This is a genomic window from Streptomyces sp. NBC_00016 (genome assembly GCF_045040885.1).
Taxonomy (GTDB): domain Bacteria; phylum Actinomycetota; class Actinomycetes; order Streptomycetales; family Streptomycetaceae; genus Streptomyces; species Streptomyces coriariae.
In genome coordinates, this window is sequence record NZ_CP108304.1 from 4,524,352 (window position 1) to 4,543,193 (window position 18,842).

Genomic DNA, 18,842 nt, shown 5'->3' on the forward strand with positions numbered 1-18,842 from the left:
GACCGCAGGAAGGGGGCAGGAAGCCCCGAGATGACCCACAGGGACCAAGAAGTGGTTGGAATCACGAACCGTGGGTAGGGGCGGCTACCAGCCCGTGAGCAGCCGGGTTCCCGCAGGGAAACACCCGGTGAAAAGTCCTGACTCCGGCCGGCCCACCGTGGCCGGAGCCCGGGTCTGTCAGTGCTCGCGGGTAGATTCGTTCGAGGCCGGGGTGCCGCCCGCACCCGGACGCACCGGCCGAAACCGACGACTGCAGGAGTGATTCGCGTGGATCGTGTCGCGCTGCGCGGCCTGAAGGCCCGCGGGTACCACGGCGTGTTCCCCAAGGAACGCGAGGAGGGCCAGACCTTCATCGTGGACCTCGTCCTGGGCCTGGACACCCGACCGGCCGCGGCCGACGACGACCTGGCGAAGACCGTCCACTACGGCATCGTGGCGGAGGAGGTCGTCGCCGTCGTCCAGGGCGATCCCGTCGACCTCATCGAGACGCTCGCCGAGCGCATCGCCCAGGCCTGTCTGAAGCACGAGGGGGTCCAGGAGGTCGAGGTCTGCGTCCACAAGCCGGACGCGCCGATCACGGTCCCCTTCGACGACGTGACCGTCACCATCATCCGGAGCCGAGTATGACCGCGTTCTTCACCGAGGGTCAGAGCGACCCGACCGTACAGCCGGTACCCGCCTCCGTCGTGGAGAAGGTCGACGCCGCCGACACCACCCTGCACAATCCCCAGCGGGCCGTGATCGCCCTCGGCTCCAACCTGGGCAACCGCCTGGAGACCCTCCAGGGCGCCATCGACGCCCTCGAGGACACCCCCGGCGTCCGCATCAAGGCCGTCTCCCCGGTGTACGAGACGGAGCCGTGGGGCGTCGAGCCCGGCAGCCAGCCCTCGTACTTCAACGCGGTGGTCGTGCTGAAGACGACCCTGCCGCCGTCCTCGCTGCTGGAGCGGGCGCACGCGGTCGAGGAGGCCTTCCACCGGGTGCGCGACGAGCGCTGGGGCGCGCGCACGCTCGACGTCGACATCGTCGCGTACGCCGACGTCGTCGACGACGATCCGCACCTCACCCTCCCCCACCCCCGCGCCCACGAACGCGCCTTCGTCCTCGCCCCCTGGTACGACGTGGAACCCGAGGCCCAGCTGCCCGGCCGCGGCACGGTCGCCGGTCTGCTCGACACCGTGACCCGCGAGGGCGTCGCGGCACGCAAGGACCTGGAACTCCACCTGCCCGAGTAGTCGTTAAGGTCGACAGGACCACTGCCCGCGGGATGTCCATGCCCGCGGGCTCGGGGGAGTTGAAGGGACACCGTGAGAGAGCTGCGCATCAGGGTGCTGGCCGGCGTGTTCGGCGTGGCCGCGATCCTGTCCTGGGCCGGAGCCCGCCTGTGGAACTCGATCGGGACCCTCCCCAGCGTCCCGCTGGCCGCGCCCATCGTCCTCGCCCTGATCGCCGTGGTGCTCACGGCCACCGCGCTGTCGCTGCGCGCCCGGCTCAAGGCCCAGCGTGAGCGCCGCCCCGAGGCCAAGGGCGTCGACCCGCTGATGGCGGCCCGCGCGGTCGTGTTCGCCCAGTCCAGCGCCCTGGTGGCCGCCCTCGTCTCCGGCATGTACGGCGGGACGGGCGTCTTCCTGCTGGAGTCCCTGGACATCCCCGCCCGCCGCGACCAGGCCATCTACGCCGGTTTCTCGGTCCTGGCGGGCATCGCGGTCATAGCGGCGGCCATCTTCCTGGAGCGCGTCTGCAAGCTGCCCGAGGACGACGATCACGACAAAGGGGTGGCGTCACCGGCGTGACGCCTCCCCGGTGAGCGCAGGCCCCGTCAGCGCGCCATGATCAGGCTCATCGCCTCGTTGCGCGTCGCCGCGTCCCGCAGCTGTCCCCGCACCGCCGAGGTGATGGTCTTGGCGCCGGGCTTGCGGATGCCCCGCATGGACATGCACATGTGCTCGCACTCGATGACGACGATCACGCCACGCGGCTCCAGGATCTCCATCAGGGAGTCGGCGATCTGCGTGGTGAGACGTTCCTGCACCTGGGGACGGCGTGCGTAGACGTCCACGAGACGGGCCAGCTTGGACAGCCCGGTGATCTTCCCGGTGGTGGACGGGATGTAACCGACATGGGCGACGCCCCTGAACGGCACCAGATGGTGTTCACAGGTGCTGAACACCTCGATGTCCTTCACGAGCACCATCTCGTCGTGCCCGAGGTCGAAGGTGGTCGTCAGCACGTCCTCGGGTTGCTGCCACAGCCCCGCGAATATCTCCTTGTACGCCCGCGCCACCCGCGCCGGCGTCTCCCGGAGGCCCTCACGGTCCGGGTCCTCGCCGACCGCGATCAGCAGCTCGCGTACGGCGTTCTCGGCGCGCTTCTCGTCGAACTCGCCGATGGCGCCCTCGCCGTCCAGCGTCACGGGGTCGGTCATGTGGTGCCTCGTTCCTGTGCGGGTCACGCGTGTGGGTCACGCGCCTCATCGCGGCATGGAAGACATCGGACGAAAAATGCCGCGCCCCCCAGGCTAGAACCTGGGGGGCGCGGCATCCATTCCGGGCCTGGTGGGGCTCCCGGGAGCCGGATCAGCTCTCGGGGCGGTCCTCCGGGGCCGGCTCGGTCACCGGGGTGGGCTCCACCGCGGTGGACTTCGCCGTGGAGATCGCCGGCGTCGCGCCGTTGGCGCCGTTCGTCAGTGCGAGCTCCCGGGGGGAGAGCACCGGCGGACGGGTGGACGGCGTGCGCCGCGAGGAACCGGTCCAGGCGGGCCGGGCCGGGCGCTTGACGATGGCGGAGAAGACCTCGGCGATCTGCTCCTTGTTCAGCGTCTCCTTCTCGAGCAGCTGAAGCACCAGGTTGTCGAGGACGTCGCGGTTCTCGACCAGGATCTCCCAGGCCTCGTTGTGCGCCGTCTCGATGAGCTTCTTGACTTCCTCGTCCACCAGCGCGGCGACCTCTTCCGAGTAGTCGCGCTGGTGAGCCATCTCACGGCCGAGGAACGGCTCGGTGTTGTCGCCGCCGAACTTGATCGCGCCCAGTCGCTCGGTCATGCCGTACTGGGTGACCATCGCGCGGGCCGTGGCGGTGGCCTTCTCGATGTCGTTCGCGGCGCCGGTGGTCGGGTCGTGGAAGACCAGTTCCTCGGCAGCGCGACCGCCCAGCATGTAGGCCAGCTGGTCGAGCATCTCGTTGCGCGTGGTCGAGTACTTGTCCTCGTCCGGCAGGACCATCGTGTAACCGAGGGCCCGTCCGCGCGACAGGATCGTGATCTTGTGGACCGGGTCGGAGTTCGGGGAAGCCGCCGCGACCAGGGCGTGGCCGCCCTCGTGGTACGCGGTGATCTTCTTTTCCTTGTCCGACATGATCCGGGTCCGCTTCTGCGGGCCCGCCACGACGCGGTCGATGGCCTCGTCCAGCGAGTGGTTGTCGATGAGCTTCTTGTCGCTGCGCGCCGTGAGGAGCGCCGCTTCGTTCAGCACGTTCGACAGGTCCGCGCCGGTGAAGCCCGGGGTACGGCGGGCGACGGCCGACAGGTCGACGTCCGGAGCGACCGGCTTGCCCTTCTGGTGAACCTTGAGGATCTCCAGACGGCCCTGCATGTCCGGGCGGTCGACCGCGATCTGGCGGTCGAAGCGGCCGGGGCGCAGCAGCGCGGGGTCGAGGATGTCGGGACGGTTCGTGGCGGCGATGAGGATCACGCCGCCCTTCACGTCGAAGCCGTCCATCTCGACGAGCAGCTGGTTCAGCGTCTGCTCGCGCTCGTCGTGACCACCGCCGAGGCCGGCGCCGCGATGGCGGCCGACCGCGTCGATCTCGTCGACGAAGACGATCGCCGGGGCGTTCGCCTTGGCCTGCTCGAAGAGGTCACGGACCCGGGAGGCACCGACACCGACGAACATCTCGACGAAGTCGGAACCGGAGATCGAGTAGAAGGGAACGCCCGCCTCGCCGGCGACGGCGCGCGCGAGGAGCGTCTTGCCGGTACCGGGCGGGCCGTACAGGAGTACGCCCTTGGGGATCTTGGCGCCGACGGCCTGGAACTTCGCCGGTTCCTGGAGGAACTCCTTGATCTCGTGGAGTTCCTCGACGGCCTCGTCCGAGCCCGCGACGTCGGCGAAAGTCGTCTTCGGGGTGTCCTTGGTGATGAGCTTGGCCTTGGACTTCCCGAAGTTCATGACTCGGGAGCCGCCGCCCTGCATCTGATTCATCAGGAACAGGAAGACGACCACGATGAGGACGAAGGGGAGCAGGGACAGCAGGATCCCGACGAAGGCGTTCTGCTTCGTCGGCGAGACTGTGTATCCGTCCGGGATCTGCTTGTCCTGGTACTTGGTCTGCAGCGTGTTGGCAATGGTCACGCCTTGGTCGCCGATGTAGCTCGCCTGGATCTTCGAGCTGTCCTTGACCTTTTCGCCGTCCTTGAGCGTGACCTTGATGGTCTGCTCGTCACCGGTGGTGAGCTTGGCCGACTCGACCTTGTTGTCGTTGATCGCTGCAATGACCTGGCCGGTGTCCACCGTCTTGTAGCCGCCGGACGAGCCGACGACCTGCATCAACACGACCACGGCAAGGACGGCCAGCACGATCCACATGACCGGCCCACGGAAGTATCGCTTCACGTCCATCCATACGGAGCGGTGTCGCCCCGTCCCTCCTGCCATAGTGAGTTTGATAAGACAGTTCTTCTGACGGTACCCCAGCTTTGTCGCGCGGAGCCGCACGGGACGGCTGGCGCACCCGTCTGCATGCTCCAACGGCGAAAGGCCCGCCGAGGTTCCCGATCTTCGTACGGGGCTTGGGCCCTTCGGGTTTCAGCCGCCGTAGACGTGGGGCGCGAGCGTACCGACGAACGGGAGGTTGCGGTACTTCTCGGCGTAGTCGAGGCCGTAGCCGACGACGAACTCGTTGGGGATGTCGAAGCCGACCCACTCGACGTCGATGGCGACCTTGGCGGCCTCGGGCTTGCGCAGCAGCGTGCACACCTTGAGGGTGGCGGGCTCGCGCGAGCCGAGGTTGGAGATCAGCCAGGACAGCGTCAGACCGGAGTCGATGATGTCCTCGACGATCAGGACGTGACGGCCCTTGATGTCGGTGTCCAGGTCCTTGAGGATCCGCACGACACCGGAGGACTGGGTGCCCGCGCCGTAGGACGACACAGCCATCCAGTCCATGGTGACAGGGGTGGACAGGGTTCGGGCGAGGTCGGCCATGACCATCACGGCGCCCTTGAGGACACCGACGATGAGCAGGTCCTTGCCCGCGTACTCCGCGTCGATCTTCGCGGCCAGCTCTACCAGCTTCGCGTCGATCTCTTCCTTGGTGATGAGCACCTCTTTGAGGTCGGTGCCCATGTCTTTCGCGTCCACCCGCATCACTTTCGGTTGTCCCACCGGCCACCGAGACCGCCCACGACCACGTAAGCGGTCCTGCCGGAGGGCCCGGATTCAGCCTTGCCGAATCACCAGTCTGCCACCCTGGCGCTGGGCGACGACTTTGCCGGGGAGATTGATGACCCCCTGGCCGCGCCAACCGGTGATCAGCCGGTCGACCTCCTCGATGTGCCGGGCGAAGAGGGAACCGGCCGGAGCACCCGCCTCGATGGCGGCGCGGCGCAGGATCCGACGGCGTACGGCGGGCGGCAGGGCGAAGAGCTTGGCGCACTCCAGAAGACCGGCGGCGTCCCGCACGGAGGCCTCGGCCTGGCCCGCCCAGGCGTCGAGGGCGTCGGCGTCGTCACGGGAGAGCTGGGCCGTTCGGGCGAGCGCCTCGACGACACCCTTGCCGAGGGCCTTCTCCAGGGCGGGCAGCCCCTCGTGGCGCAGCCGGGAGCGGGTGTAGGCCGGGTCGGCGTTGTGCGGGTCGTCCCAGACGGGCAGGGACTGGACCATGCAGGCCTTGCGGGCGGTCTGCCGGTCGAGCCGGAGGAAGGGGCGGCGGTAGCGGCCGTCGGCTCCCGAGACCGCCGCCATCCCGGACAGCGAGCGGATGCCGGAGCCGCGGGCGAGGCCGAGCAGGACGGTTTCGGCCTGGTCGTCGCGGGTGTGGCCGAGCAGGATCGCGGCGGCGCCGTGGCGGACGGCGGCGGCGTCGAGGGCGGCGTAGCGCGCGTCGCGGGCCGCGGCCTCGGGCCCGCCTTCGCGGCCGACGGTCACGGCCGTGGCCTCCACGGGATCGAGGCCGAGTTCGCGCAGCCGCAGGACGACTTCCTCGGCGCGCAGGTCGGAACCGGGCTGGAGCCCGTGGTCGACGGTGACACCGCCGGCCCGGATGCCGAGCCGGGGCGCCTCGAAGGCGAGGGCGGAGGCGAGCGCCATGGAGTCGGCGCCGCCGGAGCACGCCACGAGCACGAGCGGCGGTGCCGGTCGCTCGTGGGAGCCCGTCTCGGGGGTGGGGTGGTCGTTGAGGATGTCGTGGAGTACGCGGCGGACCGCCAGGCGTATCGCCGCGACCGCAGGATGGGGACCCACTGTCCGGTTCCCTTCATGAAGTTGTCGGGGGTGAACCCGAGGTTCGGTCACGCAGAGTGTGTAGATGGTGACAGAACCGGGGCGTTCCCCGAGCATTGCACGCCTGCCCAGGGCTCACGGTCCCTCGGACGGGTGATTGAAGGGGCGTTCGCCTGCCGTCGGCCGGATTCGTTCATCGCCGTTCTGGCGGGTTCATGACTCGGCCTTGCGGTGCACTCGCGTGACCCATTCCGCCGGCTTGGCGATCTCGGCCTTGGTCGGAAGTGTGTTCGGGGAGGTCCATACGCGGTTGAAGCCGTCCATGCCGACCTGGTCGACGACGGCCCGTACGAAGCGCTCGCCGTCCCGGTACTGCTTGAGCTTGGCGTCCAGGCCCAGCAACTTCCGCAGGGCGATGTCCAGTCGGGAGGCGCCCTTGGCGCGGCGCTGCTGGAACTTCTCGCGGATCTCGGCGACGGACGCCACGACTTCCGGGCCCACTCCGTCCATGACGAAGTCGGCGTGTCCCTCCAGGAGGGACATCACGGCGGTGAGCCGGGCGAGGATCTCCCGCTGGGCGGGCGTCTGCACCAGCTCGACCAGGGAACGGCCGCCGTCGTCCTCCTCGCCCTCGGGCCGGCCGCCGGAGAGGGACTGCGCCGCTTCCCTGACCCGCTCCAGGAACGTCATGGGGTCGACGTCGGTCTCGCCCAAGAACGACTGGATCTCGCCCTCGAGGTGGTCCCGCAGCCAGGGCACGGCCGAGAACTGGGTGCGGTGCGTCTCCTCGTGGAGGCACACCCACAGCCGGAAGTCGTGAGGTTCCACGTCGAGTTCGCGTTCCACGTGGACGATGTTCGGCGCGACGAGCAGCAGACGGCCGCCGCCGTTGGCCCCGGCGGGGAGCGCGCGGGTGGCGGGGGCGAAGGTCTCGTACTGGCCGAGGACGCGGGAGGACAGGAAGGACAGCAGCATGCCCAGTTCGACGCCGGTGACCTTGCCGCCGACGGCGCCGAGGACCGCACCGCCGGGGGTGTTGCCGCGCCGTTCCTGCATCTTGTCGAGGAGCGGTTTGAGGATCTCGCGGAAGCCCGCCACGTTCGCCGCCACCCAGCCCGGGCGGTCGACGACGAGGACCGGCGTGTCGTGGATGTCCTCGGTGCCCATACGAGTGAAGCCCCGGACGTGTCCCTCCGAGGCCTTGGCGTGTCGGCGCAGTTCCGCGACGACGGCTCGCGCCTCGTCGCGGCTGACCTCGGGTCCCGGCCGCACGAGCCGGGTCGCGGTCGCCACCGCGAGATTCCAGTCGATCATCCCCGAAGAAGCAGCGCCACCGATGCTCGTCATGCGTCAACCGTACGTGAGCGCCGCCGTTGGGGGCAGGCCGCAGGAGACCGGTCAGGGAGATGTCAGGGTCGGGGCCGGGGCCGGCTCGGGGGTGCCGGGCCGCGCCGCTCAGCGGCAGCCGCACCCCGCCAGCGCCGTCGCCGCCCGGTCCAGCGCCACCTGGGCCGCCGCCGGATCGGTCGTGCCGGCGGCCAGGAGGGCGAACGCCAGGAGGCGGCCGTCCTGGTCGACGACCGTGCCGGCGAGGGTGTTCACGCCGGTCAGGGTGCCGGTCTTGGCGCGGACGACGCCGGCCGCGCCCTCCGTGTAGCGGCCGGCGAGGGTGCCGGTGAAACCGGCGACGGGAAGGCCGGTGAGGACGGGGCGCAGATCGGGGCGGCCTGCGTCACCGGCCTTGACTAGGAGGGCGGTCAGGAGGTTCGCCGTGAGCCGGTCCTCTCGGTCGAGACCGCTGCCGTCCTTGATCCGTACGCCGGTCAACGGCAGTCCGAGCTTCTTCAGTTGCGCTCGGACGGCCTTGCCCGCGCCGGCGAAGTCGGCGCGGACACCGGTCGCGACGGCGGTCTGGCGGGCGAGGGCCTCGGCGATGTCGTTGTCGCTGTTGGTCAGCATCCGTTCGACCAGGACGGACAGCGGGGGCGAGGAGACCGTGGCGAGGGTCGTCGCGCGCGTGGTGGCCTTGGACGGTCCGGGGGACGAGGTCTTGATGCCGGCGGCCTTCAGGAATTCGGCGAACTTGCGGGTCGCGTCGGCCGCCGGGTCGCTCACGCGGGTCGTCGGGCCGCTGGTGGAGTCGTCGGTGCGGCCCTCGTCGGCGGACAGGGCGGTGACGGCGGCGAGGTTGGGGTTGACCCCGATGGGGTGAACCTGGGTTCCGGCGAACAGCGTCGTGTCGTACGAGAGCGTCACCTGGGTGAGGCCGCGCTTCTTCAGGGCGGCCGCCGTGGAAGTGGCGAGGGTGCGCAGGTCGGCCCAGCCCTCGGCGTCCGCGCGGGCCGTGAGGGTGGGGTCGCCGCCGCCGACGAGGACGACTTCCCGGGTGTCGGGTTCCAACGCGGCGCGGGTGGTGAGGCGGTGCTCGCCGCCCATCGCGGAGAGCGCGGCGACCGCGGTGGCGATCTTCGTCGTGGACGCCGGGGTCAGCGCCTGGTCGGCCCCGGAGCCGTACAGCCGTCTGCCGGTGGCCACGTCGACGACCACGGCGGTCCGCCGGGCGCCGAGGGCCGGATCGCCCAGGAGGGGGTCCAGGACGCCCGAGAGGCCCGTGCCGGTCGGAAGGGCGTCCGGGGCGGACTTCACGGCGTTGGTGGCGCCGCCGAGGCCCGCGAGGACGGAGGCGGCGCTCGGCGCGGGCCTCGGCGCCCCGGCCGCCTTGTCGGAGGTACCGGACGAATCGTCCGTACGGCCGTGATCTGTGCCACCCACCTGTTCCAGGGCGGCGGCCCGGTCCCGCTCGGCCGTACGCTGACCGGTGGAGTCCCAGGGGCCGGCGGCGGTCACCACACCGGCGGCCAGCGCCAGCCCGGCGGTCGCCGCACCCGCGGTGTACTGCCACGACCTGGTGTTCGGACCGGCCTTCGTGATCCGCTCGAGCTGCGGCTTCGCCGCCTGTGTGAGCCGTGCGACCTGCGGCTTCGCGGCCGCCGCCACACGTGCGAGACGAGGCCGTACGATCCCTGCGGCCCGTGCCAGACGCGGTCGAACGGCGTCCGTGACCCGCACCACGTGCGGTCTCACGGCCCGCCAAGGCCTCAGCTCTGGCACGAACACCAGCCCCTTTCGCGATCACACTGCGGCGTGAGGGACACTTAACCACCAGAACTATGTGCTGATCATGGAGGAGCCACCGGTGGAGTTCGACGTCACGATCGAGATCCCGAAGGGTTCGCGGAACAAGTACGAGGTGGACCACGAGACCGGTCGGATCCGCCTGGACCGTCGACTCTTCACCTCGACCGCCTACCCGACCGACTACGGATTCGTCGAGAACACTCTCGGCGAGGACGGTGACCCGCTGGACGCGCTGGTCATCCTGGACGAGCCGACGTTCCCGGGCTGTCTGATCCGCTGCCGCGCGATCGGCATGTTCCGGATGACGGACGAGGCCGGCGGCGACGACAAGCTGCTGTGCGTCCCGTCGACCGACCCGCGCGTGGAGCACCTACGGGACATCCACCACGTGTCGGAGTTCGACCGGCTGGAGATCCAGCACTTCTTCGAGGTCTACAAGGACCTGGAGCCCGGCAAGTCCGTCGAGGGCGCCGACTGGGTGGGCCGCACCGACGCCGAGGCCGAGATCGAGCGGTCCTACAAGCGTTTCAAGGACCAGGGCGGCCACTGAGGTCTCTGTCGCCTGATGCCGCCGGAAGGGTCGCACGCGTACGCGTGCGACCCTTCCGCGCGTCTGTGCGCATACTGAGGCCTACGGAAGGTGTCGTTCAGGGAGCGTTGCTGAGTGTCGGAGGCGGAGGACCGCAAACCGCAGTCGGGCGAGGCGAGGGGTGGCTTCGACCCCGAGATCACGTCCGAGTTCGCGATCCCGGCGGGGCTCGCCGTCCCCAGAACCGGCGGTGAACCGGAGACCACGTCGGAGTTCGCCGTCCCGAGCGGGCTGGACGTGGGTACGCCCGCCGCCGGGGAGGGCGAGGGATCGGCGTTCAGCCTCCCGAGCACGTACAGCGCCCGGCAGGCCCCGTCGGCCTTCACGCCGGCCGAAGGCGTGCCGGTGGTGAGTCTGATCAAGGACCTGCCCTGGCAGGACCGGATGCGCACGATGCTGCGGATGCCGGTGGCAGACCGGCCGGCGCCGGAGCCGGGGCCGAAGGCGGAGGAGGGCGGTCCGGCCGTCCCGCGCGTGCTCGACCTGACGTTGCGTATCGGCGAGCTGCTGCTCGCGGGCGGGGAGGGCGCCGAGGACGTGGAGGCCGCGATGTTCGCGGTCTGCCGCTCCTACGGGCTCGACCGCTGCGAACCGAACGTCACCTTCACGCTGCTGTCGATCTCGTACCAGCCGTCCCTGGTGGAGGACCCGGTGACGGCGTCCCGGACGGTCCGCCGCCGGGGCACCGACTACACGCGCCTGGCGGCCGTCTTCCGGCTCGTGGACGACCTGAGCGACCCGGAGAGCCATCTCTCCCTGGAAGAGGCCTACCGGCGGCTCGCGGAGATGCGCCGCAACCGGCATCCGTACCCCACCTGGGTGCTGACCTCGGCGAGCGGGCTGCTCGCGGGCGCGGCCTCGGTGCTGGTCGGCGGCGACCTGGTCGTGTTCGTGGCGGCGGCGCTCGGCGCGATGCTCGGTGACCGGCTGGCGTGGCTCTGCGCGGGGCGCGGGCTGCCGGAGTTCTACCAGTTCCTGGTCGCCGCGATGCCGCCGGCCGCGATAGGCATCGCGCTGACGCTGGCGCACGTCGAGGTGAAGGCGTCCGCGGTGATCACCGGTGGGCTGTTCGCGCTGCTGCCCGGACGGGCGCTGGTGGCGGGCGTCCAGGACGGCCTGACCGGCTTCTACATCACCGCGGCCGCGCGTCTGCTGGAGGTCATGTACTTCTTCGTGGGCATCGTGGCGGGCGTGCTGGTGATGCTCTACGTCGGTGTGCAGCTCGGCGCGCATCTCAATCCCGACGCGGCCCTGGGCATCACCAAGCGGCCGCTGTGGCAGATCGGTGCGTCGATGCTGCTGTCGTTGACCTTCGCGGTGCTGCTTCAGCAGGAACGATCCACCGTGCTGGCCGTCACCCTGAACGGCGGTGTGGCGTGGTCGGTGTACGGCGCGATGCACTACGCCGGGGAGATCTCGCCGGTCGCCTCCACGGCCGTCGCGGCGGGTGTGGTGGGCCTGTTCGGGCAGTTGCTCTCGCGCTACCGGTTCGCTTCCGCCCTGCCGTACACGACCGCCGCGATCGGGCCCCTGCTGCCGGGATCGGCGACCTACTTCGGGCTGCTGGCCATCGCGCAGAACGAGGTGGACGCGGGGCTGGTGTCGATCACCAAGGCCGCGGCACTGGCGATGGCCATCGCGATCGGCGTGAACCTCGGGTCCGAGATCTCGCGGCTGTTCCTGCGGATCGGCTCCGCCGAGAAGCGGCGGGCCGCCAAGCGGACGCGGGGCTTCTGAGCCTCTAGTAGCCCTGGTTGTCGTAGGGGTACTGGCCGTTCTGCTGCGCGCCGTACGGCTGCTGCTGGGGCTGCTGTCGGGGCTGCTGCTGCCAGTCCTGGGGGTACTGCTGCTGTTGCGGGTACGGCTGCTGCTGGGGGTACTGCTGCTGACCGTAGTAGTCGGGCTGTTCGACCTGACCCTGGTTCTGGCCCTGGTTCTGGCCCTGGTTCTGGCCGTGGCCGTGACCCTGGTCGCCGTACTGGTACTGCTGGTCGTGCTGGTCGATCCGGCGGAGCTGGGTCGTCGCGTCGTCCATGACCGGGGGCTGCTGCTGGTGGGGCTGGTGCTGCTGCCCGGGAGCCTGCGACGGGGTCTGCTGCGGGTTCTTCTTGGCCTTCGAGCGGGCCCGCAGGAACTCGATGATGATCGGGACCACGGAGACGAGGACGATCAGGATGAGGATCGCTTCGATGTTCTTCTTGACGAAGTCGATGTTGCCCAGCCAGGAGCCGAGCAGGGTGACACCCGCGCCCCACAGGACGCCGCCGATGACGTTGAAGACCAGGAAGGAGCGGTACCGCATGCCGCTGACGCCGGCGATGATCGGCGTGAACGTGCGCACGATGGGCACGAAGCGGGCCAGGACCAGGGACTTCGGGCCGTACTTCTCGAAGAACTCGTGCGCCTTGGTGACGTTCTCCTGCTTGAAGAGCCGGGAGTCCGGTCGGTTGAAGAGCGACGGCCCGACCTTCTTGCCGAACATGTAACCCGCCTGGTCGCCCAGGATCGCGGCGACGCAGATCAGCGCGACCGCGCCCCACAGCGGGTAGTCCAGCTGGTTCGACGTGATCAGCAGGCCGGCGGTGAACAGCAGGGAGTCACCGGGCAGGAAGAACCCGATCAGCAGGCCGGACTCCGCGAAGACGATGAGCAGCAGGCCCCAGAGACCGAAGTTGTCGAGCAGGTAATTGGGGTCCAGCCAGCTCGGTCCGAGGGCGATCGTCGTCACGGTTCCGGGCTCCTGATGGGTGGGGGAAGGGCGGCGTCCATGGTGCAGCCGCACAAAGCTATCAACGCAATGTGTCCGCCCCAGGTTCCACGGATGTCTCCGGGATGCACTGTGGGCCCGCTGGGACGAAGCTGTGAGCCATGGGCATCGAAGACTACGGCGGCGGGCAGGGCCCCGAGCCGGACGTACTGGTCGTCACCACGAACGACGCACCCGGGTTCCGGGTGGAGAAGGTCATCGGCGAGGTCTTCGGGCTGACCGTGCGCTCACGGCACCTGGGCAGTCAGATCGGCGCGGGCCTCAAGTCGATGATCGGCGGTGAGCTCAAGGGCCTGACGAAGACCCTCGTCGAGACCCGCAACCAGGCCATGGAACGCCTCGTCGAGCAGGCACGCGCGCGTGGAGCCAACGGCGTGCTGATGTTCCGCTTCGACGTGACGGAGGCGGCGGAGGTGGGCACCGAGGTGTGCGCGTACGGAACCGCGGTGGTGCTGGTCCGGGAGTAGCCCCGGACCAGGACCCACAGGGACGCCCTACGCCGTCTGCCGGGCCGCGTTCGCCGTGATCGCCTCCTTGAGGTGCTCGGCGAGGCCCGGGCGCATCGCGTCGTAGAACGCCTTGAAGCGCTCGTCGGAGACGTACATCTCCCCCAGACAGCGGTGCGTCTCGTACGAGCAGTCGTAGAACCATCTGCCGATGTGCTGCCGGTGTTCCTCGGCCATGTCCATGGCCGCGTCGCCGGCCGGCGGCTCACCGGCGGCCATCAGGCCCGTGTAGCGCTCGCTCCAGTCGTCGACCTCGGCCTGGAGACGCTTCCAGTCGTCCTTCGTGTAGCGGGCGGCGCGGCGCTGCGACTCCGCGTAGGCCTCGGTGCCGCCCCAGCGCCGCTCCGCCTCCTCGGCGTACTGCTCCGGGTCCTTGTCGCCGAAGACCTCGAACCGTTCCTCGGGCGTGAGGTTGATGCCCATCTCGCGTGCCTCCATCGCGTGTTCCACGGCCGCGGCCATCTTCTGCAGCTGCTCGATCCGGGCGGTCAGCAGCTCGTGCTGCCGGCGCAGGTGCGCGCGCGGGTCGGCCGCCGGATCGTCGAGCAGGGCCGCGACGTCCTCGAGCGGGAAGCCGAGCTCGCGGTAGAACAGGATCCGCTGGAGCCGGTCGAGGTCGGCGTCGTCGTAGCGCCGGTGACCCGCGTGGCTGCGCCCGCCGGGGACGAGCAGGCCGATGTCGTCGTAGTGGTGCAGCGTGCGCACCGTGACACCGGCGAATCCGGCGACCTGTCCTACCGAGTAGCTCACTTCGTCCGCTCCCTCCTCGTACGCGCTCCACGGTGCGTCCTCACGCCGCGTGAGGTGCAAGGCGGATTCCGCCTCGTCCGTCGCCGCCCCGGATGTCATGTCTGTTTTGCCCGCTTATCGTGAGCCCGTGGCCCAGGACACCGCACAGCAGCCGCCCAGCGTTCCGGCGACCCCGGCACGCACCCTGCTGCCGTCGATCCTGCCCGCCCTCGCCATCGGCGTGCTGGCGAGCCTGGTGCTCCTGCTCGTGGAGGGGGCGGCCGAGCAACTCCAGCACGTGCTGTGGCAGAACCTCCCGGACGCGCTGGGCGTGGGCCGGTACTCCGTGCTCTGGATGATGGTCATGCTCACCATGACGGGCGTGCTGGTGGGGCTGGTGGTGTGGAAGGTGCCGGGGCACGCCGGTCCCGACCCGGCCACGATGGGGCTGGACGCGCGCGTGCTGCCGCCGGTGGTTCTCCCCGGGCTGCTGGTGGCGACCGCGCTGATGCTGGCGGGCGGACCCAGCCTGGGGCCGGAGAACCCGATCATCGCCGTGAACGTGGCTGTCGTCTTCTGGCTGGGCCACCGGCTCCGGCCGCATACGCCGGGCGCGGTGTGGGTGATGCTCGCGGAGGCGGCGACCATCGGCGCGCTGTTCGGTACGCCGGTGGCGGCGGCGCTGCTGATCTCCGAGGCGCTGGCGGGACGGCAGACCAAGGGGCCGCTGTGGGACAGCGTGTTCACACCGCTGGTCGCCGCCGCGGCCGGCGCGATGACGACCACCCTGGTGGCCCATCCGAGCTTCGACATGCACCTGCCCCCGTTCGGACAGCCCGGTTGGGGCGACCTGCTGGCGGCGATGGTGGTCGCGTCGGCGGGCGCGGTGCTCGGCATGTGCGGCGTGTACGCCTTCCCGTACCTTCACGGCGCCTTCGCGCGGCTGCGGCACCCGATGCTGATCCTCCCGGCCGGCGGGGTCGTGCTGGGGCTGCTGGCGGCCCTGGGCGGCCATCTGACGCTCTTCAAGGGGCTGGACGAGGTCGCGGAGCTCGCCGCCGACCCCGACGGCTGGACGGCCGGGCAGTTCGCCACGATGACGGTGGTGAAGATGGCCGCGCTGGTCGTCGCCGCGACCTCCGGATTCCGGGGCGGGCGGATCTTCCCGGCCGTGTTCGTGGGCTCCGCCCTCGGCTTCACCGCCCATGCGCTCGTGCCGGGCGTCCATCCGGCGGTGGGCGTGGCCACCGGGGTGCTGGGCGTCCTCCTGGCCATCACGCGGCAGGGCTGGGTGAGCCTTTTCGTCGCCGCCGTCCTGGTCGCCTCGCCGTCGATCATCGCCCTGCTCTGCATCGCCTCGCTGCCGGCCTGGCTGCTGGTGACGGGGCGGCCGCAGATGCAGTTGCGCGCGGACGGAACTTCGGTCCGCTGACACCCGTTCGATCCATCAGGAGGCACTCCCATGGCGCTGCACAAAGGTCCCGAGAAGTCCGACGAGCGGCCCCTGTCCGTGAACCCCTTCTACGGCGAGGCCGATCCGGTCAGCGGCATGATCGAGGCGCCGCCCAAGCACCGGCTGCCGGACGGCCCGACGCCACCGTCGGCGGCGTACCAGCTGGTGCACGACGAGCTGATGCTGGACGGCAATTCGCGGCTCAACCTGGCCACCTTCGTCACCACCTGGATGGAGCCGCAGGCCGGCATCCTGATGGCGGAGTGCCGCGACAAGAACATGATCGACAAGGACGAGTACCCGCGCACCGCCGAACTGGAGCGCCGCTGCGTGGCGATGCTCGCCGACCTGTGGAACGCGCCCGATCCGTCGGCGGCCGTGGGCTGTTCGACGACCGGGTCGAGCGAGGCGTGCATGCTCGCCGGGATGGCGATGAAGCGGCGGTGGGCGCAGCGCAATTCCGACCGCTACCCGGGTGCCCGGCCCAACCTCGTGATGGGCGTCAACGTCCAGGTCTGCTGGGACAAGTTCTGCAACTTCTGGGAGGTGGAGGCCCGCCTGGTCCCCATGGAGGGCGAGCGTTTCCACCTCGACCCGCAGGCCGCGGCCGAGCTGTGCGACGAGAACACCATCGGCGTCGTCGGCATCCTCGGCTCCACCTTCGACGGCTCCTACGAACCGATCGCTGACCTCTGCGCGGCCCTCGACGCCCTTGAGGAGCGCACCGGACTCGACATCCCGGTGCATGTGGACGGCGCGTCCGGCGCGATGATCGCCCCCTTCCTCGACGAGGACCTGGTGTGGGACTTCCGCCTCCCGCGGGTGACCTCGATCAACACCTCCGGGCACAAGTACGGGCTGGTGTACCCGGGTGTCGGCTGGGCGTTGTGGCGGGACAAGGAGGCCCTACCGGAGGAGCTGGTCTTCCGGGTGAACTACCTGGGCGGCGACATGCCGACCTTCGCCCTCAACTTCTCCCGGCCGGGCGCCCAGGTCGTCGCGCAGTACTACACGCTGTTGCGGCTGGGCCGCGCGGGCTTTCGGGCGGTGCAGCAGACCACGCGGGACGTGGCCCGGGGCATCGCCGAGCGGGTGGAGGCGCTCGGCGACTTCCGGCTCCTCACCCGGGGCGACGAGCTGCCGGTGTTCGCCTTCACGACGGCCCCGGGCGTGGACTCGTACGACGTCTTCGACGTGTCACGGCGGCTGCGCGAGAGCGGCTGGCTGGTGCCCGCGTACACGTTCCCGCCGAACCGGGAGGACCTGTCCGTCCTGCGGGTCGTGTGCAGGAACGGCTTCTCGGAGGACCTCGCCGACATGTTCGTGGAGGACCTGTCCCGGCTGCTTCCGGAACTCCGCCGGCAGTCGGCACCCCGAACCCGGGACAAGACCGCGGCGACCGGGTTCCACCACTAGGTCGTGTCCGTTCAGTGGCTCATGCGGGCGAACTTCCGGATTGCCAGGGGGAAGAAGACCGCCAGCAGGGCCAGGGGCCAGGCGGTGGCTGCCCACAGGTGGGCCGGGTCGGCGCCCAGGCCGCCGAACAGGTCGCGTACCGCGGTCGCCGTCCGGGACATCGGGTTCCACTCGACGGCGGTGCCCAGCCAGCCGGGCATCGCGGCGGGGGCGGCGAGGGCGTTGGAGAGGAAGCCGACCGGCCAGACCAGGATCTGCACGGCCTGCACCATCTCCGGTTTGCCGGCCACCAGCGCCAGATGGATGCCGATCCACAGCATCGCGAAGCGGAAGAGGAGGAGCAGGCCCACCGCGGCCAGGAAGGCACCCGGCCCGCCCTGCGGCCGCCAGCCGAGCGCGAGGCCGACGACGATCAGCACGGCCAGGCCCACGGCCGACTGGAGCATGTCGGCCGCCGAACGGCCCACCAGGACCGCGCCGTCGGCCATCGGCATGGCGCGGAACCGGTCGATGACACCCTTGTTGAGGTCCTGGGTGACGGCGAGCATGGTGCCCTCCAGGCCGAAGGCCATGGTGAGCGCGAGCATGCCGGGCATCAGGTAGTCGAGGTAGTCGCCGCTCACCCCCCGGCCGCCGCCGACCAGGTAGCCGAACATCAGCAGCAGCATCACGGGGAAGACGAGCCCGACGACCAGGCGGCCCGGCTGCCGTGCCCAGTGGGCGAGTTCACGCCGGGTCATGGTCCAGGAATCGGTCAGCGCGTACGTACTCACACGGTCTCCTTCGTACGGTCGTCCTGCCCGGTCAGGTGCAGGAACACCTCGTCCAGCGTGGGGCGGCGCAGGGCCACGTCCTCCGCCTCGACGCCGGCCTCCTCCAGGGCGCGGACGACGGCGGAGAGGGCGGCCATGCGGTCGGTGACCGGGGCGCTGAGCAGGCGTCGGTCGGGGTCGACGGTGACGTCCTCCTTGGGCAGGGGCAGCAGGGCGACGGCCGCGCCCAGCAGGCCCGCGTCGCGCAGGACGACGTCGATGCGGTCGCCGCCGGTCAGCGCCTTCAGTTCGTCCGCCGTGCCGTCGGCGATCACGCGGCCCCGGTCGACGACGGAGATCCGGTCGGCGAGCTGGTCGGCCTCCTCCAGGTACTGGGTGGTGAGCACGACCGTCGTCCCGCCGCCGACCAGCGAGCGGACCGCGGACCACACCTCGGCGCGCCCGCGCGGGTCGAGGCCGGTGGTCGGCTCGTCCAGGAAGAGCACCTCCGGGTCGGTGCCGTGCCGGTTGCCGATGAGGGAGGCGGCCAGGTCGAGGCGGCGGCGCATGCCTCCGCTGTAGGCGCGGACCGGTTTGCGGCCGGTGGCGGTGAGGTCGAAGCGCTCCAGGAGTTCGTCGGCGCGCACGCGCGCGTGGCGGGCGCCCAGGTGGTGGAGGCGGCCGAACATCTCCAGGTTCTGGCGGCCGCCCAGCTCCTCGTCGAGGGCGGCGTGCTGGCCGAGCAGTCCGATGCGCAGGCGGACCTCCCTGGCCTGGCGCACGACGTCGTGGCCCGCCACCTCGACGCGTCCGGAGTCCGGCCGCAGCAGCGTGGACAGGATCCTGACCAAGGTCGTCTTGCCCGCGCCGTTCGGCCCGAGCACCCCGTGCACGGTGCCGCGGGCCACCGTGAGGTCGAGCCCGTCCAGTGCCTGTGTGTCGCCGTACCTCTTGCGTACGCCTTCGACGGTGATCGCCGTGTCGGCCACGAAAGTCCCCCAACCCCTCTACTAATCAAACTTGACTACTGAGGCAAAGTATCGCCACCGACCGGT

General features: G+C 70.4%; 18 protein-coding genes. 8 read left to right on the plus strand and 10 right to left on the minus strand.

Going from position 1 to position 18,842, the window contains the following annotated elements:
* Positions 1 to 267: 267 nt before the first annotated feature.
* The 3 genes from folB to OG933_RS20030 all read left to right on the plus strand — a co-directional run bounded on the left by folB (position 268) and on the right by OG933_RS20030 (position 1,793).
* The gene (gene folB, locus OG933_RS20020; RefSeq protein ID WP_020132500.1) at positions 268 to 627 is read left to right on the plus strand and encodes a dihydroneopterin aldolase; all 360 of its coding nucleotides are present in this window, start codon (positions 268 to 270) and stop codon (positions 625 to 627) included.
* On the plus strand, positions 624 to 1,235 hold the full coding sequence (gene folK, locus OG933_RS20025; protein ID WP_054241751.1) for a 2-amino-4-hydroxy-6-hydroxymethyldihydropteridine diphosphokinase: 612 nt from the start codon (positions 624 to 626) through the stop codon (positions 1,233 to 1,235). The genes folB and folK overlap by 4 nt, the downstream gene beginning before the upstream one ends.
* 72 nt (positions 1,236 to 1,307) lie before the next feature.
* Positions 1,308 to 1,793 carry a DUF3180 domain-containing protein gene (locus OG933_RS20030; protein ID WP_054241752.1) on the plus strand — a complete coding sequence of 162 codons (486 nt, stop codon included), beginning with the start codon at positions 1,308 to 1,310 and terminating at the stop codon, positions 1,791 to 1,793.
* Between the two features lie 26 nt (positions 1,794 to 1,819).
* Here the strand turns inward: OG933_RS20030 and folE are convergent, their stop codons facing one another.
* From folE to dacB, 6 genes are all read right to left on the minus strand, one after another.
* On the minus strand, positions 1,820 to 2,425 hold the full coding sequence (gene folE / locus OG933_RS20035) for a GTP cyclohydrolase I FolE (RefSeq protein ID WP_054241753.1): 606 nt from the start codon (positions 2,423 to 2,425) through the stop codon (positions 1,820 to 1,822).
* A gap of 151 nt (positions 2,426 to 2,576) precedes the next feature.
* On the minus strand, positions 2,577 to 4,616 hold the full coding sequence (gene ftsH / locus OG933_RS20040) for an ATP-dependent zinc metalloprotease FtsH (RefSeq protein ID WP_020132504.1): 2,040 nt from the start codon (positions 4,614 to 4,616) through the stop codon (positions 2,577 to 2,579).
* A gap of 186 nt (positions 4,617 to 4,802) precedes the next feature.
* Positions 4,803 to 5,363: a hypoxanthine phosphoribosyltransferase gene (gene hpt / locus OG933_RS20045; protein WP_020132505.1), complete on the minus strand. Its 561-nt coding sequence runs from the start codon at positions 5,361 to 5,363 to the stop codon at positions 4,803 to 4,805.
* Between the two features lie 72 nt (positions 5,364 to 5,435).
* Positions 5,436 to 6,458 (minus strand): tRNA lysidine(34) synthetase TilS, encoded by a 1,023-nt coding sequence (tilS, locus tag OG933_RS20050; RefSeq protein ID WP_362522472.1) that lies wholly within the window; start codon positions 6,456 to 6,458, stop codon positions 5,436 to 5,438.
* A gap of 192 nt (positions 6,459 to 6,650) precedes the next feature.
* Positions 6,651 to 7,784 (minus strand): zinc-dependent metalloprotease, encoded by a 1,134-nt coding sequence (locus OG933_RS20055; protein WP_362522471.1) that lies wholly within the window; start codon positions 7,782 to 7,784, stop codon positions 6,651 to 6,653.
* A gap of 108 nt (positions 7,785 to 7,892) precedes the next feature.
* Positions 7,893 to 9,554 (minus strand): D-alanyl-D-alanine carboxypeptidase/D-alanyl-D-alanine-endopeptidase, encoded by a 1,662-nt coding sequence (dacB, locus tag OG933_RS20060; RefSeq protein WP_405628151.1) that lies wholly within the window; start codon positions 9,552 to 9,554, stop codon positions 7,893 to 7,895.
* 79 nt (positions 9,555 to 9,633) lie between these two features.
* Here dacB and OG933_RS20065 point away from each other — a divergent pair, with 79 nt between their 5' ends.
* Positions 9,634 to 10,125, plus strand: coding sequence for an inorganic diphosphatase (locus tag OG933_RS20065; protein ID WP_007452023.1), 492 nt, complete (start codon positions 9,634 to 9,636; stop codon positions 10,123 to 10,125).
* Between the two features lie 114 nt (positions 10,126 to 10,239).
* On the plus strand, positions 10,240 to 11,901 hold the full coding sequence (locus tag OG933_RS20070; protein WP_405628155.1) for a threonine/serine exporter ThrE family protein: 1,662 nt from the start codon (positions 10,240 to 10,242) through the stop codon (positions 11,899 to 11,901).
* Between the two features lie 4 nt (positions 11,902 to 11,905).
* On the opposite strand, the gene OG933_RS20075 is transcribed toward OG933_RS20070, so the two are convergent.
* A complete protein-coding gene (locus OG933_RS20075) occupies positions 11,906 to 12,892 on the minus strand; it encodes a DedA family protein (protein WP_405628158.1) in 987 nt (328 codons plus the stop codon).
* A gap of 140 nt (positions 12,893 to 13,032) precedes the next feature.
* Here OG933_RS20075 and OG933_RS20080 point away from each other — a divergent pair, with 140 nt between their 5' ends.
* Positions 13,033 to 13,398, plus strand: coding sequence for a YbjQ family protein (locus tag OG933_RS20080; RefSeq protein WP_362522467.1), 366 nt, complete (start codon positions 13,033 to 13,035; stop codon positions 13,396 to 13,398).
* 27 nt (positions 13,399 to 13,425) lie between these two features.
* On the opposite strand, the gene OG933_RS20085 is transcribed toward OG933_RS20080, so the two are convergent.
* Positions 13,426 to 14,187 carry a MerR family transcriptional regulator gene (locus OG933_RS20085; RefSeq protein WP_362522466.1) on the minus strand — a complete coding sequence of 254 codons (762 nt, stop codon included), beginning with the start codon at positions 14,185 to 14,187 and terminating at the stop codon, positions 13,426 to 13,428.
* Between the two features lie 127 nt (positions 14,188 to 14,314).
* On the opposite strand from OG933_RS20085, the gene OG933_RS20090 reads away from it, so the two are divergent.
* Entirely contained in the window at positions 14,315 to 15,598 is a 1,284-nt protein-coding gene (locus OG933_RS20090) for an ion channel protein (protein ID WP_362522465.1), read from the plus strand.
* Positions 15,599 to 15,628: 30 nt separating this feature from the next.
* A complete protein-coding gene (locus tag OG933_RS20095) occupies positions 15,629 to 17,035 on the plus strand; it encodes a glutamate decarboxylase (protein ID WP_405628162.1) in 1,407 nt (468 codons plus the stop codon).
* A gap of 11 nt (positions 17,036 to 17,046) precedes the next feature.
* On the opposite strand, the gene OG933_RS20100 is transcribed toward OG933_RS20095, so the two are convergent.
* Positions 17,047 to 17,808 (minus strand): ABC transporter permease, encoded by a 762-nt coding sequence (locus OG933_RS20100; protein WP_267019074.1) that lies wholly within the window; start codon positions 17,806 to 17,808, stop codon positions 17,047 to 17,049.
* Positions 17,805 to 18,776, minus strand: a complete 972-nt coding sequence (locus OG933_RS20105) for an ATP-binding cassette domain-containing protein (RefSeq protein WP_362522462.1) — start codon at positions 18,774 to 18,776, stop codon at positions 17,805 to 17,807. The genes OG933_RS20100 and OG933_RS20105 overlap by 4 nt, the downstream gene beginning before the upstream one ends.
* Positions 18,777 to 18,842: the final 66 nt, after the last annotated feature.

What these genes read in the sequence shown, in the direction of transcription:
- folK (WP_054241751.1), top strand. Translation starts at nt 624, where the DNA reads ATGACCGCGTTCTTCACCGAGGGTCAGAGCGACCCGACCGTACAGCCG.
- folE (WP_054241753.1), bottom strand. Translation starts at nt 2,425, where the DNA reads ATGACCGACCCCGTGACGCTGGACGGCGAGGGCGCCATCGGCGAGTTC.
- ftsH (WP_020132504.1), bottom strand. Translation starts at nt 4,616, where the DNA reads ATGGACGTGAAGCGATACTTCCGTGGGCCGGTCATGTGGATCGTGCTG.
- hpt (WP_020132505.1), bottom strand. Translation starts at nt 5,363, where the DNA reads ATGCGGGTGGACGCGAAAGACATGGGCACCGACCTCAAAGAGGTGCTC.
- OG933_RS20055 (WP_362522471.1), bottom strand. Translation starts at nt 7,784, where the DNA reads ATGACGAGCATCGGTGGCGCTGCTTCTTCGGGGATGATCGACTGGAAT.
- OG933_RS20080 (WP_362522467.1), top strand. Translation starts at nt 13,033, where the DNA reads ATGGGCATCGAAGACTACGGCGGCGGGCAGGGCCCCGAGCCGGACGTA.
- OG933_RS20095 (WP_405628162.1), top strand. Translation starts at nt 15,629, where the DNA reads ATGGCGCTGCACAAAGGTCCCGAGAAGTCCGACGAGCGGCCCCTGTCC.